Genomic DNA, 26,108 nt, shown 5'->3' with positions numbered 1-26,108 from the left:
GTTACACCTTTCCTTTGACACCGTTGGCGCCGTCAATCATCGGCAGATCCAGCTTCGCCTCATGGGCACAGTTGATGGCAATCTCGTAGCCGGCATCGGCATGGCGCATCACGCCGGTGGCCGGATCGTTGCGCAGCACCCGACCGACGCGACGGGCCGCGTCATCGGAGCCGTCACAGACGATCACCACGCCGGAGTGCTGGGAGAAGCCCATGCCGACCCCGCCGCCGTGATGCAGCGAAACCCAGGTCGCGCCACCGGCGGTGTTGAGCAGGGCGTTGAGCAGCGGCCAGTCGGAGACGGCATCGGAGCCATCCATCATCGACTCGGTCTCGCGGTTCGGGCTCGCCACCGAGCCGGAATCCAGATGGTCGCGACCGATGACGATGGGGGCTTTCAGCTCGCCGTTTTTCACCATCTCGTTGAAGGCCAGACCGAGCCGTACCCGATCCTTGACCCCGACCCAGCAGATCCGCGCCGGCAGTCCCTGAAACGCGATGCGCTCGCGGGCCATGTCGAGCCAGTTGTGCAGGTGAGGATCATCGGGGATCAGCTCTTTCACCTTCTGATCTGTCTTGTAGATATCTTCCGGATCGCCAGAGAGGGCCACCCAGCGGAACGGGCCAATCCCCTCGCAGAACAGCGGGCGAATGTAGGCGGGGACGAAGCCGGGGAAATCGAAGGCGTTCGTCACCCCTTCCTCAAGCGCCATCTGACGGATGTTGTTGCCGTAATCCAGAGTCGCCGCGCCGCGCTCTTGCAGGGTCAGCATCGCCTCCACCTGACGGGCCATGGAGCGACGAGCGGCCAGATTCACCTCCTGCGGGGCACTCTGCTGCAGCTCGCGCCACTTGGCCACGCTCCAACCCTGCGGCAGGTAGCCGTGCACCGGGTCGTGGGCGGAGGTCTGGTCGGTCACTACGTCCGGGGTGATGCCACGGGCCACCAGCTCGGCGAACACGTCGGCGGCGTTGCCGAGCAGACCGACGGAGACGGCGGTGCCGCTCTGTTTGGCCTCCTCGACCATGGCCAGCGCCTCATCCAGGCTGTGAGCCTTCTTGTCCACATAACGGGTGCGCAGACGAAAATCGATGCGGGTCTCGTCACACTCGACGGCGATCATCGAGAAGCCAGCCATGGTGGCGGCCAGCGGCTGGGCGCCGCCCATACCGCCGAGCCCACCAGTGAGGATCCAGCGCCCTTTGGGTTCACCGTTGAAGTGCTGGTTGGCCACCGCGAAGAAGGTCTCGTAGGTGCCCTGCACGATCCCCTGAGTGCCGATGTAGATCCATGAACCCGCGGTCATCTGGCCGTACATCATCAGGCCCTTCTTATCGAGCTCGTTGAAATGCTCCCAATTGGCCCAGTGCGGCACCAGATTGGAGTTGGCGATCAGCACCCGCGGCGCGTCCTTGTGGGTCTGGAACACCCCGACCGGCTTGCCGGATTGCACCAGCAGGGTCTGATCCTCCTCGAGCCGGGTCAGCACCTCGACGATCTTGTCAAAGCAGGCCCAGTTGCGGGCGGCGCGACCGATGCCGCCATAGACCACCAGCGACTGGGGATGCTCGGCCACCTCGGGATCCAGATTGTTCATCAGCATCCGCAGCGGCGCCTCGGTGAGCCAGCTCTTGGCGGTCAGTTCAGTGCCACGCTGGGCACGGATCACTCGGTTTGGATCATGACGGGGATCCTGCTGTTGCACAGACATACACACTCCTTGTTGTATCAATAGGGTGCCTTCGGCGACGGGCGGCCAAAGGGTTAACGGGTCAATAGATGAACCAGCCGCGCGGCCACGCGGGCACTGCGGTTATCCTGATCCAGCGTCGGGTTGTACTCGGCCAGATCAGCGAGCCTGAGCTTGCCGCTGGCCCGGATATGAGCGATCAGCGGTTCGATCACCGCCAGCTCCACGCCGCGAGCGGCGGGGGCACTCACTCCCGGCATAACGGCCGCCGGCAGCACGTCGAGATCGATGGTCAGATAGAGGTGATCACAATCGGCGATAAAGGCATCCAGCCCGCTTAGCAAGGCTGGCAGCCCGGTCTGGGTCATCGCCTCGTCCAGCACATGCCACACTCCCAGCGTCTTGGCGCGGGCAAACAGGGCTTGGGTATTGGCGGTCTCGGCCACCCCGAGGCAGGCGTAGTGAAACGGTGTGCCCTGAGCGGCGCACTGCTCGGCGATCTGGAAGAAGGGGGTACCGGAGCTGGCCTGCTCCTGTTTCATGCGCAGGTCGAAGTGGGCGTCGAGGTTGATGATCCCGACCCGCCCCTGACCCGCCAGATGCAGGTTGAGGCCGCTCCAACTGCCGAAGGCCACCTCGTGACCGCCCCCCAGCACCAGCGGGAAGTGGCCCAGATCAAGCGCAGCGGCGACCCGCTCGGCCAGACGGCCGTGGGCAGCATCGAGATCCCCATCGGAACAGCTCACATCCCCGCCATCGTAGACGGGTCGATTCAGGTGCCAAGCGGTATTTGCCAGCAGCTTGCGCACCGCCAGCGGCGCCCCGGCGGCGCCGACACGCCCCTTGTTGCGGCGCACTCCTTCATCGCAGGCAAAACCAAGCAGTACCACACCGGCAGCCTCTTGTGCTCCAGCGGTCCAGGGCTGCGCCTCTTGCCAAGGCAGAACTTTGTCATGCCAGCGCAGGGCCAGTTCACCATCTTCCGGATCCTGTCGTCCCTGCCAGAGCGACATGTCGACCGGGTTGAATTTATCCATGGAGGGTCTCCTCGCCGTTGAAGATGCGGCCAGCCAGCTGATCGACGCCGACCATGTAGCTCAGCTCGGCCGGATGGGCGCAGTGCCAGATCAGGAAATCGGCCGCCATCCCCACCCTGAGCTGGCCAAGGCGCTCCTGCTCGCCAAGCGCTTTGGCGGCGTGGCGGGTCACCCCGACCATGGCCTCCAATGGGGTCAGTCCAAACAGGGTGCAGGCCATGTTCATCGCCATCCGCAGCGAGACAATGGGGGCGGTACCTGGGTTGATATCGGAGGAGACCGCCATCGCCACCCCCGCCTTGCGCAGGGCGGCAACCGGCGGCAGCTTGGTCTCTTTGAGGAAGTAGAAGGCGGTGGGCAGCAGGGTGGCGACCACGCCACGGTGGGCCAGCGCCAGGATCCCTTCCGGATCCAGATACTCCAGATGATCCACCGAGAGGGCGCCAAAGTTGGCAGCGAGGGTGCTGCCACCGAGATTGGAGAGCTGATCCATATGCCCCTTCACCGGCAGGCCGTACTGATCCGCCGCCAGATAGACCTGCTCGGTCTGGGCCAGCGAAAAGCCGATGTGCTCGCAGAAGACATCTACCGCATCGGCCAGACCCGCCTCGGCGGCGGCCGGGATAATCTCCTGACAGATGGTCTCGACCCAGCTGTCGGGATCGTCGCGATACTCCGGCGGCACCGCATGGGCCGCCAGCAGAGTGGTTTTGACCCGGACCGGCAACGCCTCTCCCAGTCGGCGGGCCACCCGCAGCATCTTGAGTTCGTCATCCAGCGTCAGGCCATAGCCGGACTTGATCTCCACCGTGGTGACCCCTTCGCGGATCAGGGATGTCACCCTCGGCAGCGCCAGTTCGAACAATTGCTCTTCGCTGGCGGCACGGGTCGCACGCACCGTGCTGATGATGCCGCCACCCCGACGGGCGATCTCCGCATAGGGCACCCCTTTCTGGCGCAGTTCGAACTCTTCGGCACGGCTGCCGGCGAAGACCAGATGGGTGTGGCAATCGATAAGGCCGGGGGTAGCCAGCTTGCCCTGCATATCCTGCCAGTGAGCAGGATGGGGCCCCTTAAGCTCGGCCATCGGCACCAGCGCGTGGATCTTGCCATCCTTCACGCCGATGGCGTGGAGCGGCAGCAGACCGTAGTCGGCCAGCTCATCATTCAGGGTAGCGGGCGTCACGTTGAGCCAGACCCGCTCGCAGTTCAACAGTTCCTTGTTCATAGCGACCTCAAATGTATATACATATTCTTATAGTCGATCTCTATGACGAAAGAAAGAGCGGCGTTCACATCCTGATAACAGCATCAAACTTAGAGTTTAAGCACAAAAAAGCCCACCAGGAGGTGGGCTTTGCAAAATCGAGCTGTATATACATTTACTCCAGCTGAGTCTTGGAGCTGAGCTTGTATCGGGAACCGGGGGAGAGCAAACGGGCGTAGGAGACCAGATGCCCCTCCGACCAGGTACGCCGGTGCAACAACAGGCAGGGAGAATCTACGCGGATCTGCAACAATCCCGCCTCACCGGCGCTGGGTAACACGGCTTCCACTACGTGCTCCATCTCGGAGAGGGGGCAGACATCCATCAGATAGCGGTTGGGAGTTTGCAGGGTGAAATCCTGCTCGCCATAGCCCGGCAAGCGCCCGGCATCGACGAAGCGCTCCTCCAGCTGCAACGGCTCCCCATCGGCCTGATGGACGATCAGGCTGTGAAAGATGGGGGCGCCAACCCGCAGTCCCAGTTGCACTGCCACCTTCTCGTCGGCGGCCAGTCGCTGTAGCCGGATCACCCGGGCGCTGTACTCGCCGCCACGCTCGGCGATCTCGTCGGCAATATTGCGAATAGCCAGCAGCGGCGACTCGGTGCGCCTGTCCGCCACGAAGCTGCCGGAACCGGCGGTACGCACCAGCCACCCTTCCGCCACCAGTTCCCGCAGCGCCCGGTTGACCGTCATCCGGCTCACGGTGAACTGCTCGCACAGGGCAGCTTCGGTCGGGATCCTGTCCCCCGCCTGATAGTGGCGTTCGCGGATCCCGTCCAGAATGTGCTGCTTGATCTGCAGATAGAGAGCTGGCGCCACCATGAAGCTCCCTAGCGCCGACGGTGGGGCGGACGCATATCCGGCCAGGCGCGGTAGACGTCGGGGATCTGATCCGGGCCGCTGATGCAGAGATCGAGATCGTGCAGCAGACCATCCTTGATCCCGTAGATCCAGCCATGCACCGCCAGCTCCTGCCCCTTGCGCCAGGCGTTCTGGATGATGGTGGTGTGGCAGACGTTGGCGACCTGCTCGGCCACGTTCAGCTCGCACAGGTAGTCGAAGCGCTCGTGCTCATCCTCAATGGCCTCGAGCTCTTCACCATATTTGAAGTAGACATCCTTGATGTTGCGCAGCCAGTTGTCGATGAGACCCAGCTCCTGGTTCTGCATCGCGGCCTTGACGCCACCGCAACCGTAGTGGCCGCAGACGATGATGTGCTTCACCTTGAGCACTTCTACCGCGTATTGCAGCACGGAGAGGCAGTTGAAATCGGTATGTACCACCAGATTGGCGACGTTGCGGTGGACGAAGACATCCCCCGGCAGCAAGCCCATCAGCTGGTTGGCGGGGACCCGGCTGTCGGAACAACCAATCCAGAGGTATTCGGGGGCCTGCTGGGCAGAAAGAGTGGCAAAGAAAGCGGGATCTTCGGCTTTGATCCGTTCGGCCCACTCACGGTTGTTGGTAAACAGGTCGTTCAACAGTTTCACTTCTGCTCTCCCTAATGTGGCAGTGGCGGCAACATAACACACTCAAGGGTAACCAAAGCAAGGCCGACCAGATCCTTGCGAAACAAAAACAGGGCCATCAGGCCCTGTTTTTATGAGAGGAAGCATCAGGCTTCCATGGCATCTTTCAGCTTCTTGAGTGCGTTTTTCTCAAGCTGACGCACACGCTCGGCAGAGACGCCGTAGGTATCGGCCAGCTCCTGCAGAGTGGTCTTGCTGTCATCATCGAGCCAGCGGGCGCGGATGATGTGCTGGCTGCGCTCATCCAGGGTGGCGAGGGCCGAGCTCAGACGACGGGTCGCGTGATCGTCCCAGTTGTCGTTCTCGATGGTGGCGGCCAGATCGGAGGATTTGTCCTCCAGATAGTGAACCGGAGCGAAACCGCCCTCTTCTTCATCATCACCCACCAGATCGAACGCCTGATCGTAGTTGGCCATCCGCGCTTCCATCTCGGTCACGTCAGCGGCAGAAACGCCGAGATCGGCCGCCACGGCCTGAACCTCTTCGTGGTTCAGCCAGCCCAGACGCTTTTTGGATTTGCGCAGGTTGAAGAAGAGCTTGCGCTGGGCCTTGGTGGTCGCCACTTTTACCATGCGCCAGTTGCGCAGGACATATTCGTGGATTTCGGCCTTGATCCAGTGCACGGCAAAGGAGACCAGACGCACGCCGACCGTCGGGTCGAAGCGCTTGACCGCCTTCATCAGGCCGATGTTGCCTTCCTGTACCAGATCGGCCTGGGGCAAGCCGTAACCGGCATAACTCTTGGCGACATGAACGACAAAGCGCAGGTGCGACATAACCAGCTGGCGGGCAGCCTCAAGATCGCCATCCTGCTGCAAACGCTCAGCCAGTTCACGCTCTTCCTCTGCGCTCAGCACAGGAATAGAGTTTACTGCCTGGATATAGCCTTCCAGACTACCTTGCGGAATCAGAGCCATAGTGCGCTGCAATGAAGTTCCCATCTGTTACCTCTTACTTTTCAATCGAATCAGTCTAACACCCTGAGAGGGTCTGTCTACTGACCGGATGACATTCTGCGGCGTGTATCAAAGAACATGCCCAGTTTTAGACCGGCTTATCTTAAGCCTGCAGGATGAATCATGAATGAACAGTCAAAAAAAGGGGGTCACAATGAAGGACCCCCGAAAAGTAGCATGCTAAGTCCATTGTTGCGGAGCTCGCAACCTTCACATGCTTGCCAAGTCTGACGAGCAAGGCAGAGGGGCCACACCCGTATAAATGCTTCAGCTTTAATAGACTGCTTATAAATCAGAAGGTTCACTGGATCTAGCGAAGATCCGGAAGATCATTGTTATTCAGAATACTCTGACTATGTGGGCCAAGCCAGAAACGGCCCCTCTTTTACTTGATCCGCCTCTCAAAATCCAGCGATTTACTTTGATGACAAAGTAATCAGGAGGGTTCGATGTCGCGAATGTGGCGATGGACCGAGAACCAGGAGGCAATCAGCCCCAGCAGGGCGCCCAGCAAGATCAGATTGATCCCGTCTACCGCCCCCATGCCAACCAACCGGAAGTTACTGTTATACAAGCCCGCCAGCTCCTTCACCACCCCTTCGCTCCAGATCACCATCACTTCGGTCAGCCACCAGGCCAGCATGCCGCCAATGACCCCGAACCAGATACCGGTATAGAGGAAAGGACGATGAATGAAGGAATCGGTCGCCCCCACCAGCTTGAGCACTTCAATCTCGGAACGCTGGTTGAGGATGTTGAGACGCAGGGTATTGCCGACGATCAGCAACACGGCGGAGAGCAGCAGCACCGCGATACCGGTAATGGTGTGGCGCAGCAGGTTCATGATCCCCTGCAGCCGGGTCAGCCACTGCAGATCCAGTTTGCCCTGTTCGACCCCCACTTCGTTGTTAAGCTTGCTGAGCAGCTCGGCGGCCCCTTCCGGGTTCTGCCAGCGCGGATCCGGGATCACGCTCAGCACAGGCGGTAGCGGGTTGCTGTCCAGATAATCGAGGGCATCGCCGAAGCCGGAGATCTCGCGAAACTCCCGCAACGCATCGTCACGGCTCAGGTAGGTGACCGAATCCACCTCGGGATAGAGCAGGATCCTGTGCTGCAGATCGAGAATGCTCTGCTCCGGCAGATCCTTGCGCAGGTAAAGGGAGATCTGGGAACTGCTCTGCCAGCTCCCCTCCACCACCTCGGCGTTTTTCAGCAACACGTGGAAACAGGAGGGCAGCGCCAGACTGACGCCAAGCACAGCCAGCGTCATCAGCGAAGCGAGCGGATTACGCCACAGCTCCCCGAGACTGGCAAATGCCTGCCGCACATGGTCAACCCCGTACATCATCAGTCGGCGCAGCGGCGGTTGTTTATGACGAACGATAGCCATCAGAGCTCCTCCCCGGCCGAATACATGCGACCCGCCTTGAGGGTCAGGGTGCGATAGCGCATGCGGGCGATCAGCCCCAGATCGTGGGTGGCAATCAGCACCGAGACCCCAAAATTGTTGAACTCCTGAAATAGCCGCATGATATCCATGGAGAGTTGGGGGTCCAGGTTGCCGGTCGGTTCATCCGCCAGCAGCAGCGGCGGCTTGTTGACGATGGCACGGGCGATACCGACCCGCTGCTGCTCACCACCGGAGAGCATCCGCGGCTGGTAGCGCTCCTTGCCGAGCAGCCCCACCTTGTCCAGCGCCGCCGCCACCCGCTTGTTGATGTCCGCATGGCTGTAACCATCGATCACCAGCGGCAGCGCCACGTTGTCGAACACGGTGCGGTCCATCAGCAGGCGGTGATCCTGAAAGATCATCCCGATCTGGCGGCGAACATAGGGGATCTGACTGCGCTGGATATGGCTGACATCATCACCATGAAAGAAGACGCGACCATCGGTCGGACGCTCCATCACGCTGATCAGTTTGAGGAGGGTACTCTTGCCCGCCCCCGAGTGCCCGGTCAGAAAGGCCATCTCTCCCTTGCGCAGGTGAAAGCTGACCTTTTGCAGCGCCTGATGGCCGCCGCTGTATACCTTGCTGACCTTGTCAAAACGAATCATAACGGTTCCCTGAAATTGACAAACCCCGACCGGAGTCGGGGCATGGAACACTTACTCATCACGGCTGAGCTGACTCATCGCGGCCGGACTTATTCATCGCGGCTGAAGAGCGCCTCAATGAAGTCATTGGCAACAAAGGGACGCAGATCGTCGATCCCCTCGCCCACCCCGATATAGCGGATCGGGATCTGGAACTTGTCGGCCACCGCGAAGATGACGCCGCCCTTGGCCGTGCCATCCAGCTTGGTGAGGGTAATACCAGTCAGGCCCACTGCCTCGCTGAACAGCTTGGCCTGGCTCAGGGCGTTCTGGCCGGTGCCAGCATCCAGAGTCAGCATGATCTCGTGGGGCGCCTCTTCATCCAGCTTCTTCATCACCCGCACCACCTTCTTGAGCTCTTCCATCAGGTTGCTCTTGTTCTGCAGGCGACCGGCGGTGTCGGCGATCAGCACATCAGCCCCGCGGGAGCGGGCGGCCTCGATGGCGTCATAAATGACGGAAGCAGAGTCGGCACCGGTATGCTGGGCAATCACCGGAATGTTGTTGCGCTGACCCCAAACCTGCAGCTGTTCGACCGCTGCGGCACGGAAGGTGTCACCCGCCGCCAGCATCACGCTCTTGCCTTCAGCTTGGAACTGCTTGGCCAGCTTGCCGATGGTGGTGGTCTTGCCGACGCCGTTTACGCCGACCATCAGGATCACATAAGGCTTCTTGCTGGTGTCGATCACCAGCGGCTGTTCGACCTTGGCCAGCATCTCGCCCATGTCCTGCTTGAGCAGGCCGTAGAGCGCCTCGGCATCCTTGAGCTGCTTGCGATCCGCGTGCTGCACCAGCCCCTCGATGATACGAGTAGTGGTATCCACACCGAGATCGGCGGTCAGCAGCTGGGTTTCCAGCTCTTCAAACAGCTCATCGTCGATCTTCTTGCCACGGAACAGGCCGAAGAAACCGGAGCCGATATTCTCCTTGGTGCGTACCAGACTGCGCTTGAGGCGAGCAAAGAAGCCCTCCCGCTGCGGTTTGTCCTGGGTGTCGTCGTCCACCTTGGCGGCCAGCGGCAGAGCGGCCAGAGCGGCAGCCTCAGCCTCCATCGCGGCGACCAGGCGCATATCTTCCGCTCGCTGTGCCTCTTTGGCGATACGGGCTTCTTCCGCAGCCTGAGCTTCAGCGGCAATGCGAGCTTCTTCCGCGGCGCGAGCCTCGGCAGCAATACGGGCCTCTTCCGCGGCGCGGACTTCGGCAGCAATACGGGCCTCTTCCGCGGCGCGGACTTCGGCAGCAATACGAGCCTCTTCCGCGGCGCGGATTTCGGCAGCGATACGAGCCTCTTCCGCAGCGCGAGCTTCAGCAGCAATGCGAGCCTCTTCCGCAGCACGGGCTTCGGCAGCAATGCGAGCCTCTTCCGCAGCACGAGCCTCGGCAGCAATACGAGCCTCTTCCGCAGCACGAGCTTCGGCAGCAATACGAGCCTCTTCGGCTGCCTTGACCTCAGCGGCTTGCGCCTCTGCGGCAGTGCGAGCGGCTTCAGCGGCACGCTCCTCTTCGGCGATCAGCGTTTCGTTGACGATCACCGGCTCCAGATCGGAGGCGCACTCCTCCACCACCAGCGGGCCGTGATCGTCCAGCTCGGTCGGCAGGCAGCAATCATCTTGCAAAACGGAATTCTGTGCGCTGGCAGGCACTTCGGGGGCAACGGCCGGCGTACGATCGGAAACAGTGGTATCGGAAACGGGAGCGGGGGTAGCAGTGACCTCGGGCTCAACGGTAACGGGGGTGGCTTGGGGTGTCTGTGGTTGGACAGCCTCAGCCTCTTCTTTCTTGCGGCCGAAACCCAGCCAGGAAAACAAACCTTTTGCCATCTAAAAATACTCACATCAAAGGCTGACTGCTAAGATAGCCGTCCCTTGGCGGGTCGGCATAAAAATGAACCGCCTTATACTACCACTTTATTTTCTGACGATGAAACGCGATGCCCAGAGTGAAATCCAGCCGTAGCAACCCGAGCAAGAGTCCCGCCCCGCAAGGAAAATCGGGCTTTGTAAGAATCATCAGCGGCCAGTGGCGAGGCCGCAAATTGCCGGTCAAGGATGTGGAGGGGCTCAGACCCACCACGGATCGCGTCAAGGAGACCATCTTCAACTGGCTGGCCCCCCACATTCGCGGCACCCGCTGCCTGGATCTGTTTGCCGGTAGCGGCGGACTCGGACTGGAGGCGCTGTCGCGCTATGCCGAGCAGGTGACCCTGATCGAAATGGACAAGGGGGCCGCCGACCAGATCAAGAAGAACCTGACCGCCCTCGGCAGCAGTCAGGGTCAGGTGATCCAGTCAGATGCAGTGAGCTGGCTACAAGGCCCGGCCACGCCGTTTGATCTGGTATTCCTCGATCCGCCGTTTCGCCGCGAGCTGCTGCCGCAAGTGTGCGAACTGCTGGAGCAGCGCGGCTGGCTGGCACCGGACGCCCTCATCTATCTGGAGCGGGAGAAGGAGATGGCCGATCTGGCGCTGCCCGCCAACTGGCAACTACTCAAGGACAAACAGGCCGGTCAGGTCTGCTATCAACTCTATCTAAGAGAGGTAAACAATGAAGCGAGTCTTTAATCTGTTGGCGATGGGGCTGATATTGTTCTTCTGGTTTGGCGTGCTGATGAGCCTGATTGCCCCGCTACCCGGCAAACTCAACGGCTTTCTGCCGGTCTGCGGCGTAATCGTCGCCCTGCTGCACTGGCTGCAGGCCAGCATGATCAAGGCGGCTTGCAAACGCTACTTCGCGGTCACCAAAGCCGAATTTGTCACTGTGCTGATATTTGGCGTGTTTGGCATGGTCGACATTCGTCAGCGCCTGCAAGAGATCGTCAACGCCGCCCAGCGCAGCAATCTCTCGGGCAAACCATAAAAGAAAAGGGGACGGCGGTAGCCGTCCCCTAGAGTCGTGTCGTCCTGTCCGTAGAACTGCGATGCTCCCTGCAATCCCTGACGTTATCCTAATCCTTTGGAATATCCCCTTTCCAATCCGTTGGCGTGTCCTGCGGCGTTCCTGGCCTAGCAATTCATCCTGAACTGCTTCACTGTCTCCATCCTGGAGGTGTCCATTACCACGTCCTGTGGGGTTCCTTGCGTCTTCCTGACAGATAACCATCCGGGTTATCTCACTTCATCCTGAAGTATTCCTCTCGCATCCGGCGAGGTCCTGCTCATCCTGAAGAACGATGTTCCGTTCGTTCTGCTCTCATCCCGAGAGTGTCCTGCCGCATCCCGCGGTGTTCCTTTATTCATCCGTGACGATAATCATCCTGATTATCGAGCTCATCCTGAGGTGTCCCTTGTCCACATCCTGCGGACTATTCCATCTTTATGCGCTGCCCTGCATCCTGCCGGACCAGCTCCGTCCTTGTGAGACCCATACTAAGGAAATGCGCCCCCCGAACAAGGGCCATCCGATGATAAAGATCCAATACAGCTACCATCCCAAAAAACAAACTTTAAAACTAACCCTTTAATATCAGCTATTTATTTAGTTTCACTGGAAAGCTAGAACATTCTGGCATGGCTTCGCGTACGGCTCAAAGCGCCAGCCTCTTACAGTCGCTATGGCAGATCTCTTACACGGGTTTCGCCCCCAAAAACGGGGCAGGAAAACGGTTCAATCCTGACGTTAAGACTTAAAAATTAGTTGAATAAATATGCTTAAAAAAACCGCAAAAAAAAGAGCCGAGACCAGGCTCGACTCTTCAACATTCCAACTTTTTAATCAGCTCAAGCGGTTGGCCGGATTGAGATAGGCCTTGCGCAGCGATTCCGGTGCCAGCACCTCCAGTTCACCGCCGATGTTGTTCAACCAGCTGCGAAACTCCGGGGTGTCCTGCACTTCTGTCTCCACCACCACGCTGCGCTTGTCATAGCGGGTCATGCGCGGATTGTTGCCGGGGATCTGGTTATCCACCAGCGACTGGCTGTTGGCATCGATCCGGCCGACGAAGCGGATCGGGCCGCTCACATCCTGATAGCCCTGATCGCGGATCAGCTTCTGGATATTGAAATCCTTCGGCTGGGTGGCGCTGAAGTTGGTCAGCTCCACGTTCTTGATATGGTCGAACGGGATGCCGTAGACCTTGGGATCCAGCTCGGACAGAGTGCAGAGCAGGATCGGGCCGTCCGGCTGATTGAGAATGCCGAGCGGGTTGATACGGTCGTAGCAGAGCCACACGGTGCGCTCTTTGATCACGCGCTGGATCTCGGCACTGAACTTGCGACCACGCCAGAGCGCATCGCGGATCAGGGTGCTGCGGCGGATCTCCGGGTTGCCGGCAAACGGACGCGGTGACTGGTGGACACTCTCCAGCCAGCGTTCGGCCAGTTCGCTCTGGCTGTCGCGGATCACCTGGCTCGCCTTGTCGACCAGCGGATTCAATTCGGTCAGTACACTCGCCGGCAACAGTTGGCTCGCCTGATCACTCCAGGTTTTCAGGGCCACCGCCAGCGAGAGCGGCATGATATTGGCAAAGTCGTTGAGGCCGTGGCGCTCGAAGCACCAGCCATGGGGTTTGCTGCGCTCGTCCGAGGTGAGGTCGAACAGTCCCATGCCGGACATCTCCTCCAGGTCCCGTTGCACGGTACGCAGACTGACGTGGATACCTTCCTCTTCCAGTTTTACCTGGAGTTGGCTGGCGGTCAGCTTGTAAGGGCGGTGCGGGATGCAACGCGCCAAGGTCAGTTGTCGTAACAGCTTCTTGCTCATGGTGCTTGCCTTCACTGGTTTAGCGTTGACTGTATGCTAGTCGTGACTTGCGACAGTCTATGTCGCAAGTTTTGCTGCGACAACTGTCGCCATTTTCATACAAAGCACACTAAACAATTGATTTACAAAGACAATACACTAAAAAAAGGAGCCGCTAGAGGCTAAAATTAGCCAAAAATCCCTCAAATGAAAGTTCTATGTTGCGATTTATTGTCAGCATAAAACTTCAATTAATTAATTCATCGTAGAATATGATTTCAGGGGAGAGCATGACTCTCCCCTTTGGCTCACATCAGCCACGACCAGGCTGACTTGGTGATGGCCGCACCGACCATGTAGCCAAATACCGCCAGTGCCGCCACACCGGCCACCAACTTCTGACCGCGGGCCGGGCGCTTGAGCGCCATGACACCCAGACCGATATAGAGTACCAGTGCAATAAGCTTGGCCATCAGCCAGGGTTGTTGACCCGGGCTCAACTGCAAGGCCACCGCCAGCAACACACCAAACAGCAGCAGGAAGGTATCGTTGATATGCGGCAGGATCTTCAGCCACTTCTGCTGCAACCGATCGCTGCCGGCCAGCGCCAGACTCCAGCGATAGATAAAGAGCAGCAGACTGACCAGCGCCAGCGTCATATGCAGGTGTTTGAACATGGGGTAATAGGCAATCATTTTGCTTCCTTGTCGTCGTCGGGTAGCCCGCTGTTCCAGTTGTGGGCATGGATACGCTCCTGCCCCTCCTCGTCGTCTTGCAACAGATCGGAGAGGATCTCCCGGTATTGCAGGCTCTTGTTGATATAAGTGTGTTCGTCGTCCAGATAGTTGACCTGCTCGCGCAACAGCCAGTTATCGTGCTGCTTGAAGGTCTGCCCCGCCCGCCAGGCCTGGTTGGCCCGAAAACCGAGCTGGGTCAGGGCTTCCACCCCCAGATCGACCGCCGAACCCAGGGTTTCCCGGTGTACGCTCTCGACCCCGTGGCGCAGGATCTCGTGGGCATGGGGTCGATCCAGCGCTCGCGCCAAGATCTTCAGGTGCGGGAAGTGCTTCTGCACCATCTCGATCACCGCCAGCGAGGTAGCAGGATCGTTGATGGAGAGCACCAGCAACTTCGCCTTGTGCGCCCCGGCGGCATGGAGCAGGTCGATCCGGCTGGCATCGCCATAGAAGACCTGATAGCCATACTTGCGCAGGGTCTCTATCTGGCTTGCATCCTGCTCGAGGATGGTGGTGCCGATGCCGTGACCATGCAGCAGACGCCCCACGATCTGACCGAAGCGGCCGAAGCCTGCGATGATCACCGGATGCTCCACCAGCTCAGGTTGCTCATGCTGCGGCGCGTCGCTCTGGTTACGGTAATCGAACCAGGGCTGGATCACCCGATCGTTGAGGATCAGCAGCAGCGGGGTGAGCGCCATGGAGAGCGCCACCACCAGCGTCAGCAGCGAGATGGTCTCGCCGGGCAGCACCCGGTTTTGCGCGGCAAACGAAAAGAGCACGAAGGCAAACTCGCCCCCCTGCGCCAACGCCAGCGCGAAGGTCCAGCGTTGACTCGGCGAGATGCGGATGATGAAGCCGAGCGCCATCAGCACCAGCCATTTGAGCACCATCAGCCCCACCACCAGCGTCGGGATGAGAAAAGGATGTTCGGCAAACAGGCCGAAGTTGATGCCAGCCCCCACCGACATAAAAAACAGGCCGAGCAGCAAGCCCTTGAACGGCTCAATGTCTGCCTCCAGCTCGTGGCGATATTCGCTGTCGGCCAGCACCACCCCGGCGAGGAAGGAGCCAAGTGCAGGCGAAAGCCCCACCGACTCCATCAACACAGCGATAGCGATCACCAGCAGCAGGGCGGCGGCGACGAAGATCTCCCGCATATGGGACTGGGCGATGGCACGAAATACCGGCCGCATCAGGTAGTGGCCACCCAGCACGATGCCGGAGATGGCCGCGACCACCAGCAGACCATGCTGCCAACCCGCCAGCTCGGAGCCGCCATTGCTGGCGACCGGGGCCATGGCCAGCAGCGGCAGCAGCGCCAGGATCGGAATGACCGCAATATCCTGAAACAGCAGCACCGCAAAGGCGGAGCGACCGGTCTCGCTCTGCATCAGCTTGCGCTCCTGCAGGCTCTGCAACACGATGGCGGTGGAGGAGAGCGCCAGAATGAGGCCGATAGCCAGCCCCTGTAGCAGCGGCAGACCGATCAGGTGCGCCACGCCGGTCAGCGCCGCCGTGGTGAGCAGCACCTGCAGGCCGCCGGTGCCGAGGATCGGCCCCTTCAACTGCCACAAGAGGGCCGGACGCAATTCAAGACCGACCAGAAACAGCATCAGCACCACGCCAAACTCGGCGAAGTGCATCACATCCTTCTGCTCCCCCACCAGCCCCAGTAGAAAGGGGCCTATGATGATCCCCGCCAGCAGGTAGCCGAGCACCGAGCCCAGCCCCCAGCGCTTGGCCAGCGGCACCGCGATAACGGCGGCGGAGAGGTAGATAAAGGCATCAAACAGGATCCCGTGGCCCATCAGTCAGCCCTCCGTGTGAACATCTGGTCCGGCTCATAAGCTCGGCCAACAAGCAGCCCATGTTTCATCAGAGCACCTCCAGCAAGTCGCGCAGATAAGGACGCCCGGCCAGTTGCTCCGGGGTCAGCTGATCATCACGCAGGGCGCAAAGCAGCTGGCGGTAGTCCTGCCCACAGCGGCGCAGGGCGGCGGGATCCTTGATCTTGTGAAAGGAGTGGAGCACGAAGGGGGGCAGCCAGTTCATGCCGCACAAGGTGGCTGCCTGCTGAAATGGCAGCAAAAAATCGAGCAGCGGTCGGCTGTTGTAACCCTCGCTGCAGTAGGACTCCGGCGCCCCGCCGGTGGTGATGGCGCTCAGCCACTGCTTGCCCTTGAGGGCGTGGGCTTCAGGGCCGTAGGCGTAGCCATACTCCAATACCAGATCCATCCACTCTTTCATGATGGCCGGGCAGGAGTACCAGTAAAACGGGTGCTGGAAGACGATGATATCGTGCTCACAGAGCAGCGCCTGCTCCCGCTTCACATCGATAAACATGTCGGGATAGTGCTGGTAAAGGTCGTGAACCGTGACCCCCTCCAGCCCCTCAATCGCCTGCAACAGCTGCTTGTTGGCCCGCGAGCTCTGCAGCGCGGGATGGGAAAAAATAACCAGAATGCGTTTCATGACCACATCACCCGAACAAAGCCTTGCTGTGCAAGGCGCGGTAAACAGAAAAGGAGAGTCTGGGGAACTGCATCGTAAAGGTGCACAGGAGAGCGACCTTATCAGGAAGCGCCATAGCCTGCCAACTCGGGGATCAGCTCCCGCAGCGCCGGATTGAGGGTCTGGTGGGCGGGATAGCAGAGCCCGATCCGGCGAAACATCCGCGGTCCGCTCACCGGCAGGGTACAGAGCCCCGCCTCATCCTCGACCAGCCCGTCCGGCAGAAAACTGATGCCGACCCCCGCCAGCACCAGCGCCATCACCAGCCCCTTGCTCTCGGCCTTGGCCACCAGATTGAGGGTAAGGCGGTCACAGGCCAGCAGGCCGATAGTCTGCTGATGGGCTTCGCAGGGCGGGCACTCAATAAAATCATAATGTTGCAGCTCGGCCAGCTCGATTTTCTCGCGGCTGGCCAGGGGATGGTCGACCGGTACGCAGAGCACGTAATCCTCCTCCCACAGCGGCAGAAAGATCTCGTCCTCCCGGCGCAGGGCATCCAGCGTCAAGCGGCAGTCGGCGGGTGTGGTGTAGTCGGAGAGGGTGAGATCCAGCTGCGGCAACACGCCCTGCACTTGCTGCAACAGCCCGGCCACCCGACGGCGACTCAAGTCCGGCATGATGGCGATATTGAGCCTCGCACGCGTCGCTTTCTGGCGAAACAGCTCTGGCAAACGGCGCGCCTCCTCCACCAGCTTGACCGCGTGAGGATAGAGATAGTGGGCCGGATCTTTCGCCACCACCCCCTTCTTGCCCCGGACAAACAGGCTGTCACCGAGCGCCTCTTCCAGCTGGCGCAGCCCCGCCGAGAGGGAGGGCTGGCTGACGTGGCAGCGCTCGGCCGCCGCCGTGATGTTCTTCTCTTCATAGATGGCGATGAAGAAACGCAGCAATCTCAAGTCCAGCATAAACCAACCATAGTTTTTTCAGATGACAACCAGCGGAAAACAATATTTATCACTTATAGATACAGTGACTATAGTGATTGGGTTCCGTGCTGGCCAGCCACCTGTTTGCTCAAACCGACTCTTGAATCAGAAGGAAAGACCCATGTCCAAATCTCTCGTCGTGATCACCGGCGCCTCCGCCGGGATCGGTGCCGCCATCGCCCGTGCCTTCTCTGCCGCCGGTCATCCGCTGCTGCTGCTGGCCCGCCGGGTCGAGCCGATGCAGGCGCTGAACCTGCCCGATACCCTCTGCATCGGGGTCGATGTGACCGACACCGCCGCCATGAAAGCCGCCGTCCAGCAGGCAGAAGCCAAATTTGGCCCGGTCGGCTGCATGGTCAACAACGCCGGTGTCATGCTGCTGGGTCAGGCCGATGTGCAGGATCCCGCCGAATGGCAGCAGATGCTCAACATCAACGTGATGGGGGTACTGAACGGCGTCCACGCAGTGCTGGCAGGCATGAAGGAGCGCCGCAGCGGCACCATCATCAACATCAGCTCCATCGCCGGTCGCAAGACCTTCCCGAACCATGCTGCCTACTGCGCCACCAAGTTCGCCGTGCACGCCCTGACCGAGAACATCCGGGAAGAGGTAGCCGATGTCGGCGTGCGGATGGTGACCATTGCCCCGGGTGCGGTCGAGACCGAGCTGCTCAGCCACACCACTGACGAGAGCATCAAAGCCGGTTACCACGACTGGAAATATCAGATGGGTGGCGTCATTGCGCCGGAAGTGATCGCCGATGCCGTGCTCTACGCCTGGAACCAGCCTGCCAACGTCTGCGTGCGCGAGATCGTGCTGGCGGCGACCCGTCAGCAACCTTAATCCTGGCTGACTGACACCATGGGGAGGGCTTGACCCTCCCCCGGGGCACAGGGTTACCATGTGCCCCTTGTTATTTTCGAGTCATTCCATGGTTCTCACCCGTCGCCAACTCGCTCACGCCCGTCGCTGGCTCCCCTTGTGGAGTCTGGTGCTGGTGTTGATGTCGTTTGGCAGCCGGGCCGCAACCGACCTCTGTACCCTGACCACCCACTGCAGCCAGAGCGAGCGTACCCTGGAAAAGGCGATGCCCTGCGGCAGCTTTACCACCGCCCTCTCGATGACGCTGGTAGGCAGCGACAGCCTGACGGTCGCCGTGCTGGAACCGGATACCCCCGACTTCGCCTCCCCCTCTCTCTTTATGCCGGACGCCCCGTGCGAGCGGCTCGAACGTCCCCCACGCACCCGGATCTGAAACGCATCCCGTATCGGGCATCTTTTCTTTCAATCTGAGGTGAGTGATGTACAAACCCCTGTTACTGGCCATGCTGGCCGGTACCGTCAGCTTTTCGGCTCTCGCGGCCGAGAAGATGACCGTCTACAAATCCAAATATTGTGGCTGCTGCCAAAGCTGGAATGAGCACATGGAGCAGAATGGCTTCGAACTGGAGGTCATCGAAACCGAACAGCTCGGCGCAGTGAAGCAGCAATACGGTATCGCGCCGGAACTGGCTTCTTGCCATACCGGTATCGTAAATGGCTATGTGATCGAGGGGCATGTACCGGCCGCCGATGTACAAAAGCTGCTCAGGGAAAAACCGGCGATCCGTGGCCTGACCATTCCGGGCATGCCCCAGAGTGCGCCGGGCATGGATATTCCGGGCCATCCCTATGAGGTACTGAGTATCAGCAACGAGGGCGCGACCAACCGCTGGTCGAGCTACCCCGGCTGACGAAAACTGGCCATGAGAGGGCACTCCCATATCATGTGAGGCACACCTGAGCGGACTCTTGCCGCTCATGGCCAGAAAGAGGGCCGCTATCGCGAGATAGCGGCTTTTTTTGATTACATTTCCTGCAATAACAAGGGATTGCTTGCAACCACCGGCAACAAGGGGCAGATTTAACGCCAATTCATGGAGCCGATGCTCAGGTCTACCAACCCTTTCCAGCGCCAAGGATGCGACATGTTTACCTTTTCCCGAGGAGTTCTGCTGCTAGCCTTTCTGACAGTTCTCCCCCCCACTTATGCCAATGAAGAGCCCGCCATGCTGACAAGCGAACATCCAATCCAGCCGCCCGTGGCCGCCAAACATCCCCGCACCCTGAAAAAACATGGGGATACCCGCATCGACAACTACTACTGGCTGCGCGACGACGAGCGGCAGAAGCCCGAGGTATTGGACTATCTCAAGGCCGAGAACGCCTATACCGAGGCCATGCTCAAGCCGACCCAACCCCTGCGCGAACAGCTTTACAAAGAGATGGTCGCCCGCATCCCCCAGCAGGATGAGTCGGTGCCCTATGTGAAGAACGGCTACCGCTACCAGACCCGCTATGAACCGGGCAAGGAGTACGGGATCTACTCGCGCACCAAGCTCGGTGAAGAGCAGGCGAGCCTGCTGCTCGACAGCAACCAGCGGGCTGAAGGGCACGAGTTCTATGCCCTCGGCGCCCTTGAGGTGAGCCGTAACAATCGCTGGCTGGCGGTGGCGGAAGATTTCCTCTCCCGCCGTCAGTACCAGATCCAGTTCCTCGACCTGGAGAGTGGCCAGTGGGCCACCGACAAACTGGAAAATACCTCCGGCAATCTGGTGTGGGCCAACGACAACAAGACCGTCTTCTATGTGCGCAAGCACCCGCAGACCCTGCTTCCGTATCAGGTCTATCGCCATACGCTCGGGACGGATCCGGCCACGGACAAGCTGGTCTATGAAGAGAAGGATGACTCCTTCTACATCAGCCTCTACGCCACCACCTCGGAAGACTTCATCGTCATCGCCCTCTCCAGCACCACCACAGGCGAAGCGCGGCTGATCGATGCCAACCAGCCGGAGCACGCCCCCCGCCTGTTCCTGCCCCGTCAGGTGGATCACGAATACAGCTTGGATCACTACCGCGGCCGCTTCTATGTGCGCTCCAACAAGGATGGCAAGAACTTCGGCCTCTACGAGACCAAGGAGAGTCCGGTCGATCGCTGGAAGGCGGTGATCGCCCCCAATCCGGACGTGCTGCTGGAGAGCTACGCCCTGTTCAAGGATTGGCTGGTACTGGAGGAGCGCAACAAGGGACTGACCCGGCTACGCCAGATCAACTGGCAGAACGGCGACGAGAAGGAGATCGCCTTCGACGATCCCGCCTATGTCACCTGGCTCGCCTACAACCCGGAGCCGGATACCAGCGCCCTGCGCTATGGCTACTCCTCCATGACCACCCCCGCCTCCACCTATGAGCTGGATATGGCGAGCGGCAAGCGCACCCTGCTCAAGCAGCAGCCGGTGGCCGGCTTCAAGGCCGACCAGTACGCCAGCGAGCGGCTCTGGGTGACCGCCCGCGACGGTGTATCGGTGCCGGTGTCGCTGGTCTATCGCAAGGACAAGTTCAAGAAAGAGCAGGCCGATGCGCCCAAGAATCCGCTGCTGGTCTATGGCTATGGATCCTACGGCGCCAGCATGGATCCCGACTTCAGCAGCTCGCGCCTGAGCCTGCTCGATCGCGGCTTCGTCTACGCCATCGCCCATATCCGGGGTGGCGAAGAGCTGGGCCGTCACTGGTACGAAGATGGCAAGTTGCTGAAAAAGCAGAACACCTTCAATGACTTTATCGATGTCACCAAGGCGCTGGTTGAGCAAGGCTACGGGGCCAGGGATCAGGTCTACGCCATGGGCGGCAGCGCCGGCGGCCTGCTGATGGGGGCGGTCATCAATCAGGCGCCCGAACTCTATCGCGGCGTGGTGGCGCAGGTGCCGTTTGTCGATGTGGTCACCACCATGCTGGACGAGTCGATCCCCCTCACCACCGGGGAGTATGACGAGTGGGGCAACCCGAACCAGAAGCGCTACTACGACTACATGAAGAGCTACAGCCCCTACGATCAGGTGAAGGCGCAAGCCTACCCCAACCTGCTGGTCACCACCGGGCTGCACGACTCGCAAGTGCAGTATTGGGAGCCCGCCAAGTGGGTTGCCAAGCTGCGCGATCTGAAAACGGATGATAACAAGTTGTTACTGAACACCGACATGGACGCCGGCCACGGCGGCAAGTCGGGCCGCTTCAAAGCCTACGAGGATATCGCGCTGGAATACGCCTTTATCCTGGATCAGGCCACCCCGGCCAACTGATCTCTCATGACTCCGGCCCTTGTCATTCAAGGGCCGCATAAGAATCCTCTCGTAGTTTTTCCCTCTTCCATTTCCCTCCATATCAAATTAATCTTCGGCAAGAAAATGAATGATCGAGGTCATGTTTCTCAAGATTTAACTCCGCTATTTTGCCATTTCGTTTGATTTATGTTGGGTGAATGTGCTTAATCGGAGTGCTTGCAACTTTTTATTTGGCCCCTCAGGGGCCAATTTATCTTCGACCGACAGGAGGTCGGTAGCCTCACCACAGGATGAGGGTGACTGCCGGAAAGGGGGTGATCAACTCCCCCCGCTTTCGCGCAACGAGAAGAGCGGGCAAGCCCGGCGCAGAACGGGATTGCCATCAATTTATCCGGGGATCGGATAAACAAAATCAAAGAAAAGGGAGAAAAAATGAAAGGATTAACTTTGGCATGCGCCCTGTCGGCGGCTCTGGTCGGTGTTTCATTCGGTGGTCCGGTACAAGCGCAGGAGCGCTTCGTGACCATAGGCACCGGCGGTCAGACCGGCGTCTACTATGTCGCTGGCCAGTCCATCTGCCGCTTCCTCAATCGCGGCGCCGCCGATCACCAGATCAAGTGCAACGCCCCGGCCAGTGGCGGTGGTGTTGCCAACGTCAACGGCATCCGCAGCGGTGAATTCAACTTCGGCATCATGCAATCCGACCACCAGTTCAAAGCGATGAAGGGGCTGCCACCGTTCCAGGCCGAAGGGGCCATGGACGATATGCGCGCCGTCTTCTCCCTGCAGAGCGAGGTGTTCACCATCCTGGCTCGCCGCGATGCCAAGATCGCCAGCTTCGACGATCTGAAGGGCAAGCGCGTCAACATCGGCAACCCGGGCTCCGGCCAGCGTGACACCATGGAAGAGATCATGGCGGTCAAAGGCTGGAAGAAGGGTGACTTCGGTCTGGTCTCCGAGCTGAAGCCGGCCGAACAGGCCTCCGCCCTCGGTGACAACAACATCGACGCCATGAGCTACTTCGTCGGTCACCCGAACGGCGCCATTCAGGAAGCCTCCACCACCACAGATGCAGTGCTGGTACCTGTGACCGGCGCCGACATCGACAAGCTGCTGGCCGAGAAGAGCTACTACAGCAAGGCCGAGATCCCGGGCGGCATCTACAAGGGCAGCGACAAGCCGACCCCCTCCATCGGTGGCAAAGCGGTGCTCTCCACCAGCGCCAAAACCGATCCGGAAGTGGTCTATCAGCTGGTCAAGTCGGTGTTCGACAACCTGGATCGCTTCAAGCGCCTGCACCCTGCCTTTGCCGACCTGAAAGAGGCCGACATGATCAAGGTGGGTCTCTCTGCACCGCTGCATGAAGGGGCTGCCCGCTACTACAAAGAGCGCGGCTGGCTCTGATTAAAGGCCCCGGGGCCTTTGTCACTCTCTTCGACACCCGTCTGCCGCCTGATTGCGGGGGCGGGTGTCGCTCTTGTTGTACTCGTTGGCACAAGTTAACCCTATGCAAGATAAACAACTCTCTACCGAGGAACTGATCGCCCAGGATGTGGGCGCTCGTCTGCCGCTGGGCATCATGGGCTGGCTCATCACAGCGCTGGCGCTGGCCTGGTCGCTGTTCCAGCTCTGGATCGCCTCGCCACTCCCCTTCATGGTGGGGTTTGGCGTACTCAATGACACCGAAACCCGCTCCATTCACCTCACCTTTGCTCTGTTGCTCGCTTTTCTGGTGTTCCCGGCATTTCGCTCCTCGCCGCGGGATCGGGTTCCCCCCGGTGATATCGCCCTCGGTCTGATCGCTGCAGGCGCCGCGTCTTACCTGTTCGTGATGTATGAAGCACTGGCGCTGCGCCCCGGCACCCTCACCACCGCCGATCTGGTGACCGCCTGCATCGGCATTCCGCTGCTGCTGGAAGCGGCGCGCCGCGCCCTGGGGCCGGCACTGGCGGTCATCGCCATCGTCTTTCTGATCTACAGCCTGGCGGGCCCCTGGATGCCGGGACTGCTGGCACACCGCGGAGTAGGCTTTACCGCGCTGGCCAACCACCAGTGGATCACTACCGAAGGGGTGTTCGGCATCGCCCTTGGCGTCTCCACCAGCTTCGTGTTCCTGTTCGTGCTGTTCGGCGCCCTGCTGGAGCGGGCCGGTGCCGGTCACTACTTTATCCAGCTCGCCTTCAGCCTGCTCGGTCACCTGCGCGGTGGCCCGGCCAAGGCAGCAGTGGTCGCCTCCGGCCTGACCGGTCTGATTTCCGGCTCGTCGATTGCCAACGTGGTGACCACCGGCACCTTCACCATCCCGATGATGAAGAAGGTGGGCTTCAGTTCAGAGAAAGCGGGGGCGGTCGAAGTGGCCTCCTCGGTCAACGGCCAGATCATGCCGCCGGTGATGGGGGCTGCGGCTTTCCTGATGGTCGAATACGTGGGTATCCCCTATGTGGAGATCATCAAGCACGCCTTCCTGCCTGCCGCCATCTCCTACATAGCGCTGCTCTACATCGTCCATCTGGAGGCGCTGAAACTGGGCATGCAGCCCATCGGCAACCATCAACCCAAACCCTGGCTGCGTCGCCTGACCGGCTTTGCCTTTGGCGCGGCCCTCATCAGCGGCCTGTCACTGGCGGTCTACTATGGCCTCGGCTGGCTCAAACCTGCTCTGGGTGACTACGCCCTGCCGGGGATCTCGGTACTGCTGGCTGCCACCTATGTGGCCCTGTTGAAGATCGCTGCCAGCAATGAACCGCTGCCTGCCGAAGATCCTGACAAGCCGCTCACCGAGCTGCCCAACACCCGCGCCGTGCTGCTCTCCGGCCTGCACTTCCTGCTGCCGGTGGTAGTACTGGTATGGTGCCTGATGGTGGAACGCCTCTCGCCGGGGCTGTCGGCCTTCTGGGGTACCGTGATGCTGGTGATCATCCTGCTGACCCAGCGCCCGCTGCTCAACTGGCTGCGCAAGGACGGCAAGCACGACTACGGTACCGTCGCTGACGGCGTGGTGGATCTGCGGGAAGGGCTGGTTGCCGGTGCCCGCAACATGATCGGTATCGGCATTGCCACCGCCACCGCGGGGATTATCGTGGGTGCGGTATCCCAGACCGGGGTGGGTCTGGTGCTGGCGGATCTGGTGGAGTTCCTCTCCATGGGTAACCTGCTGCTGATGCTGCTGCTCACCGCACTGCTGAGCCTGATCCTCGGCATGGGACTGCCGACCACTGCCAACTACATCGTCGTCTCCAGCCTGCTGGCGCCAGTGGTGGTAACGCTGGGGCAGCAAAACGGGCTGATCGTGCCGCTTATCGCGGTGCACCTGTTCGTCTTCTACTTCGGCATCATGGCGGATGTGACCCCGCCGGTGGGGCTGGCCTCCTTCGCGGCTGCGGCTGTCTCCAAGGGCGATCCCATCAAGACCGGGATCACGGCGTTTTACTACAGCCTGCGTACCGCGGCGCTGCCATTCCTGTTTATCTTCAACACCGACCTGCTGCTGATCGACGTGGACTTCGCCCACGGGGTGCTGATCTTCATCGTGGCGACCATCGCCATGCTGATCTTCGCCGCCGCCACCCAGGGCTGGTTCCTGGTGAAGAGCCGCTGGTACGAGAGCGTGCTGCTGTTGCTGGTCGCCTTTACCCTGTTCCGCCCGGGTTTCTGGATGGACATGGTGCACGACCCCTATCGCGAGACCCCGCCTGCCCAGCTGGCCCAAACCATGGGTGAAGTGGAGGCGGAGAGCACACTGCGGCTGCGGATCCTAGGTGAAGATGCAGTGGGCAAGCCACGCAAGTTCACCCTGCTGGTCGCCGTACCGGATGGGGCAAATGGCGAAGAGCGGCTGGCCAATCTGGGGCTGAGCCTCTATGAGCAGGATGGCAAGACGCTGATCGACAACGTCGCCTTTGGCAGCCCGGCCGCCACCATGGGACTGGAGTTCGATCAGGAGATCCTCACCGTCAAGGCGCCGACCGAGCGCTGGACCAAGGAGTGGATGTGGATCCCGGGCTTCCTGCTGTTCGGGGCGATCGTCTGGCTGCAGCGTCGCCGCAGCGTCAAGGCCGGTTAATCCACCGGGCAGATGAGACCGAGGGCCGCTATTGCGGCCCTCTTTTTATTGCCTTGTTATTGCCTTGCCCTCTGCGGCTCTTGCGATGAGCAACACTCATGGAAAAAGATAAACGGTGGCGAGCGGCCAAAAAAGTGGGGTGACATGTCCATGTCACCCCCTCGCAAATAGCATGTTCCATATTGGAGTCCGGCCACGCCGGGTCTCTGTTTCACTTTCCGATAGTTCGCGACCCATCTGAAGTGCGCGCCAATTGCAGCAATGCAACTGGCCAGCTACCCGTTACAACCTTCGTCCACACGGCAGACAAGCCACCGTGTTTGTCCTTGCAACTGAAATATTACGCATAAAAACAAAATAAAAAACGTTTTTATGCTAATTCCATTCACATCAGAGTACAAAAAACAGCCTTATCATCACCGCTAAATTGTTATAAAACAGCAAGATAGATTCATGCGTGGTTATTCACCCGCAAAGGGCATCAGCAATGGCTTACAAGGCTTTGCGAGAT

At 60.1% G+C, this 26,108-nt stretch carries 22 protein-coding genes; 8 read left to right on the top strand and 14 right to left on the bottom strand.

Annotated features, from left to right (window positions below; genetic code table 11):
• Window position 1 precedes the first annotated feature (1 nt).
• The 9 genes from hutU to ftsY form a co-directional block, all read right to left on the bottom strand.
• Window positions 2-1,711, bottom strand: coding sequence for a urocanate hydratase (gene hutU, locus ACB040_RS10490; RefSeq protein ID WP_371154730.1), 1,710 nt, complete (start codon window positions 1,709-1,711; stop codon window positions 2-4).
• Between the two features lie 53 nt (window positions 1,712-1,764).
• Window positions 1,765-2,727 (bottom strand): formimidoylglutamase, encoded by a 963-nt coding sequence (hutG, locus tag ACB040_RS10485; protein WP_371154732.1) that lies wholly within the window; start codon window positions 2,725-2,727, stop codon window positions 1,765-1,767.
• Complete coding sequence (gene hutI, locus ACB040_RS10480) at window positions 2,720-3,955, bottom strand: imidazolonepropionase (RefSeq protein WP_371154734.1); 1,236 nt, start codon at window positions 3,953-3,955, stop codon at window positions 2,720-2,722. Before hutI ends, hutG begins: the two co-directional genes overlap by 8 nt.
• 154 nt (window positions 3,956-4,109) lie before the next feature.
• Complete coding sequence (gene hutC / locus ACB040_RS10475; RefSeq protein ID WP_041202733.1) at window positions 4,110-4,814, bottom strand: histidine utilization repressor; 705 nt, start codon at window positions 4,812-4,814, stop codon at window positions 4,110-4,112.
• Between the two features lie 11 nt (window positions 4,815-4,825).
• Window positions 4,826-5,485, bottom strand: coding sequence for a carbonate dehydratase (gene can, locus ACB040_RS10470; RefSeq protein ID WP_005339998.1), 660 nt, complete (start codon window positions 5,483-5,485; stop codon window positions 4,826-4,828).
• Window positions 5,486-5,610: 125 nt separating this feature from the next.
• The gene (rpoH, locus tag ACB040_RS10465; RefSeq protein ID WP_005339997.1) at window positions 5,611-6,465 is read right to left on the bottom strand and encodes an RNA polymerase sigma factor RpoH; all 855 of its coding nucleotides are present in this window, start codon (window positions 6,463-6,465) and stop codon (window positions 5,611-5,613) included.
• A 451-nt stretch (window positions 6,466-6,916) separates the two neighbouring features.
• Window positions 6,917-7,870, bottom strand: coding sequence for a permease-like cell division protein FtsX (gene ftsX / locus ACB040_RS10460; protein ID WP_005339996.1), 954 nt, complete (start codon window positions 7,868-7,870; stop codon window positions 6,917-6,919).
• A complete protein-coding gene (gene ftsE, locus ACB040_RS10455) occupies window positions 7,870-8,538 on the bottom strand; it encodes a cell division ATP-binding protein FtsE (RefSeq protein ID WP_005339995.1) in 669 nt (222 codons plus the stop codon). The genes ftsX and ftsE overlap by 1 nt, the downstream gene beginning before the upstream one ends.
• 89 nt (window positions 8,539-8,627) lie before the next feature.
• Window positions 8,628-10,397, bottom strand: coding sequence for a signal recognition particle-docking protein FtsY (ftsY, locus tag ACB040_RS10450; protein WP_371154738.1), 1,770 nt, complete (start codon window positions 10,395-10,397; stop codon window positions 8,628-8,630).
• A gap of 110 nt (window positions 10,398-10,507) precedes the next feature.
• Between ftsY and rsmD the strand changes: the two genes are divergently transcribed.
• Window positions 10,508-11,137 carry a 16S rRNA (guanine(966)-N(2))-methyltransferase RsmD gene (gene rsmD / locus ACB040_RS10445; protein WP_088870315.1) on the top strand — a complete coding sequence of 210 codons (630 nt, stop codon included), beginning with the start codon at window positions 10,508-10,510 and terminating at the stop codon, window positions 11,135-11,137.
• On the top strand, window positions 11,121-11,432 hold the full coding sequence (locus ACB040_RS10440) for a DUF1145 domain-containing protein (protein ID WP_323926953.1): 312 nt from the start codon (window positions 11,121-11,123) through the stop codon (window positions 11,430-11,432). Before rsmD ends, ACB040_RS10440 begins: the two co-directional genes overlap by 17 nt.
• Before the next feature lie 855 nt (window positions 11,433-12,287).
• Here the strand turns inward: ACB040_RS10440 and ACB040_RS10435 are convergent.
• The 5 genes from ACB040_RS10435 to ACB040_RS10415 form a co-directional block, all read right to left on the bottom strand.
• Entirely contained in the window at window positions 12,288-13,274 is a 987-nt protein-coding gene (locus tag ACB040_RS10435) for a YafY family protein (protein ID WP_005339987.1), read from the bottom strand.
• Window positions 13,275-13,561: 287 nt separating this feature from the next.
• On the bottom strand, window positions 13,562-13,948 hold the full coding sequence (locus ACB040_RS10430) for a SirB2 family protein (protein ID WP_042081419.1): 387 nt from the start codon (window positions 13,946-13,948) through the stop codon (window positions 13,562-13,564).
• Complete coding sequence (locus ACB040_RS10425; RefSeq protein ID WP_323897338.1) at window positions 13,945-15,801, bottom strand: monovalent cation:proton antiporter-2 (CPA2) family protein; 1,857 nt, start codon at window positions 15,799-15,801, stop codon at window positions 13,945-13,947. The genes ACB040_RS10430 and ACB040_RS10425 overlap by 4 nt, the downstream gene beginning before the upstream one ends.
• 67 nt (window positions 15,802-15,868) lie before the next feature.
• Window positions 15,869-16,465, bottom strand: coding sequence for an NAD(P)H-dependent oxidoreductase (locus tag ACB040_RS10420; RefSeq protein WP_005339958.1), 597 nt, complete (start codon window positions 16,463-16,465; stop codon window positions 15,869-15,871).
• 101 nt (window positions 16,466-16,566) lie between these two features.
• Entirely contained in the window at window positions 16,567-17,409 is an 843-nt protein-coding gene (locus ACB040_RS10415) for a LysR family transcriptional regulator (RefSeq protein ID WP_323897339.1), read from the bottom strand.
• 142 nt (window positions 17,410-17,551) lie between these two features.
• Between ACB040_RS10415 and ACB040_RS10410 the strand changes: the two genes are divergently transcribed.
• The 6 genes from ACB040_RS10410 (at window position 17,552) to ACB040_RS10385 (ending at window position 25,597) form a co-directional block, all read left to right on the top strand.
• The gene (locus ACB040_RS10410) at window positions 17,552-18,274 is read left to right on the top strand and encodes an SDR family oxidoreductase (protein WP_323897340.1); all 723 of its coding nucleotides are present in this window, start codon (window positions 17,552-17,554) and stop codon (window positions 18,272-18,274) included.
• Window positions 18,275-18,362: 88 nt separating this feature from the next.
• Complete coding sequence (locus ACB040_RS10405; RefSeq protein WP_005339955.1) at window positions 18,363-18,686, top strand: hypothetical protein; 324 nt, start codon at window positions 18,363-18,365, stop codon at window positions 18,684-18,686.
• A gap of 46 nt (window positions 18,687-18,732) precedes the next feature.
• Window positions 18,733-19,164, top strand: a complete 432-nt coding sequence (locus ACB040_RS10400) for a DUF411 domain-containing protein (protein WP_005339953.1) — start codon at window positions 18,733-18,735, stop codon at window positions 19,162-19,164.
• 234 nt (window positions 19,165-19,398) lie between these two features.
• The gene (locus tag ACB040_RS10395; protein WP_371154744.1) at window positions 19,399-21,552 is read left to right on the top strand and encodes a S9 family peptidase; all 2,154 of its coding nucleotides are present in this window, start codon (window positions 19,399-19,401) and stop codon (window positions 21,550-21,552) included.
• 414 nt (window positions 21,553-21,966) lie between these two features.
• Window positions 21,967-22,938 (top strand): TAXI family TRAP transporter solute-binding subunit, encoded by a 972-nt coding sequence (locus tag ACB040_RS10390; protein ID WP_005339950.1) that lies wholly within the window; start codon window positions 21,967-21,969, stop codon window positions 22,936-22,938.
• A gap of 103 nt (window positions 22,939-23,041) precedes the next feature.
• Entirely contained in the window at window positions 23,042-25,597 is a 2,556-nt protein-coding gene (locus tag ACB040_RS10385) for a TRAP transporter permease (RefSeq protein WP_371154746.1), read from the top strand.
• The last annotated feature ends 511 nt before the right edge of the window (window positions 25,598-26,108 follow it).

The organism is Aeromonas sp. S11(2024), from assembly GCF_041402345.1.
In the GTDB taxonomy this organism is placed as follows: Bacteria; Pseudomonadota; Gammaproteobacteria; order Enterobacterales; family Aeromonadaceae; genus Aeromonas; species Aeromonas veronii.
The sequence above is the reverse complement of the archived record's forward strand: the minus strand, read 5'-3'. Positions and strand labels throughout refer to the sequence as shown.

Excerpts from the sequence above, each read along its gene's own strand:
- hutU (WP_371154730.1), bottom strand. The coding sequence starts at position 1,711 with ATGTCTGTGCAACAGCAGGATCCCCGTCATGATCCAAACCGAGTGATC.
- hutG (WP_371154732.1), bottom strand. The coding sequence starts at position 2,727 with ATGGATAAATTCAACCCGGTCGACATGTCGCTCTGGCAGGGACGACAG.
- hutI (WP_371154734.1), bottom strand. The coding sequence starts at position 3,955 with ATGAACAAGGAACTGTTGAACTGCGAGCGGGTCTGGCTCAACGTGACG.
- rpoH (WP_005339997.1), bottom strand. The coding sequence starts at position 6,465 with ATGGGAACTTCATTGCAGCGCACTATGGCTCTGATTCCGCAAGGTAGT.
- ftsX (WP_005339996.1), bottom strand. The coding sequence starts at position 7,870 with ATGGCTATCGTTCGTCATAAACAACCGCCGCTGCGCCGACTGATGATG.
- ftsE (WP_005339995.1), bottom strand. The coding sequence starts at position 8,538 with ATGATTCGTTTTGACAAGGTCAGCAAGGTATACAGCGGCGGCCATCAG.
- ftsY (WP_371154738.1), bottom strand. The coding sequence starts at position 10,397 with ATGGCAAAAGGTTTGTTTTCCTGGCTGGGTTTCGGCCGCAAGAAAGAA.
- rsmD (WP_088870315.1), top strand. The coding sequence starts at position 10,508 with ATGCCCAGAGTGAAATCCAGCCGTAGCAACCCGAGCAAGAGTCCCGCC.
- ACB040_RS10440 (WP_323926953.1), top strand. The coding sequence starts at position 11,121 with ATGAAGCGAGTCTTTAATCTGTTGGCGATGGGGCTGATATTGTTCTTC.
- ACB040_RS10435 (WP_005339987.1), bottom strand. The coding sequence starts at position 13,274 with ATGAGCAAGAAGCTGTTACGACAACTGACCTTGGCGCGTTGCATCCCG.
- ACB040_RS10430 (WP_042081419.1), bottom strand. The coding sequence starts at position 13,948 with ATGATTGCCTATTACCCCATGTTCAAACACCTGCATATGACGCTGGCG.
- ACB040_RS10425 (WP_323897338.1), bottom strand. The coding sequence starts at position 15,801 with ATGGGCCACGGGATCCTGTTTGATGCCTTTATCTACCTCTCCGCCGCC.
- ACB040_RS10420 (WP_005339958.1), bottom strand. The coding sequence starts at position 16,465 with ATGAAACGCATTCTGGTTATTTTTTCCCATCCCGCGCTGCAGAGCTCG.
- ACB040_RS10415 (WP_323897339.1), bottom strand. The coding sequence starts at position 17,409 with ATGCTGGACTTGAGATTGCTGCGTTTCTTCATCGCCATCTATGAAGAG.
- ACB040_RS10410 (WP_323897340.1), top strand. The coding sequence starts at position 17,552 with ATGTCCAAATCTCTCGTCGTGATCACCGGCGCCTCCGCCGGGATCGGT.
- ACB040_RS10405 (WP_005339955.1), top strand. The coding sequence starts at position 18,363 with ATGGTTCTCACCCGTCGCCAACTCGCTCACGCCCGTCGCTGGCTCCCC.
- ACB040_RS10400 (WP_005339953.1), top strand. The coding sequence starts at position 18,733 with ATGTACAAACCCCTGTTACTGGCCATGCTGGCCGGTACCGTCAGCTTT.
- ACB040_RS10395 (WP_371154744.1), top strand. The coding sequence starts at position 19,399 with ATGTTTACCTTTTCCCGAGGAGTTCTGCTGCTAGCCTTTCTGACAGTT.
- ACB040_RS10390 (WP_005339950.1), top strand. The coding sequence starts at position 21,967 with ATGAAAGGATTAACTTTGGCATGCGCCCTGTCGGCGGCTCTGGTCGGT.
- ACB040_RS10385 (WP_371154746.1), top strand. The coding sequence starts at position 23,042 with ATGCAAGATAAACAACTCTCTACCGAGGAACTGATCGCCCAGGATGTG.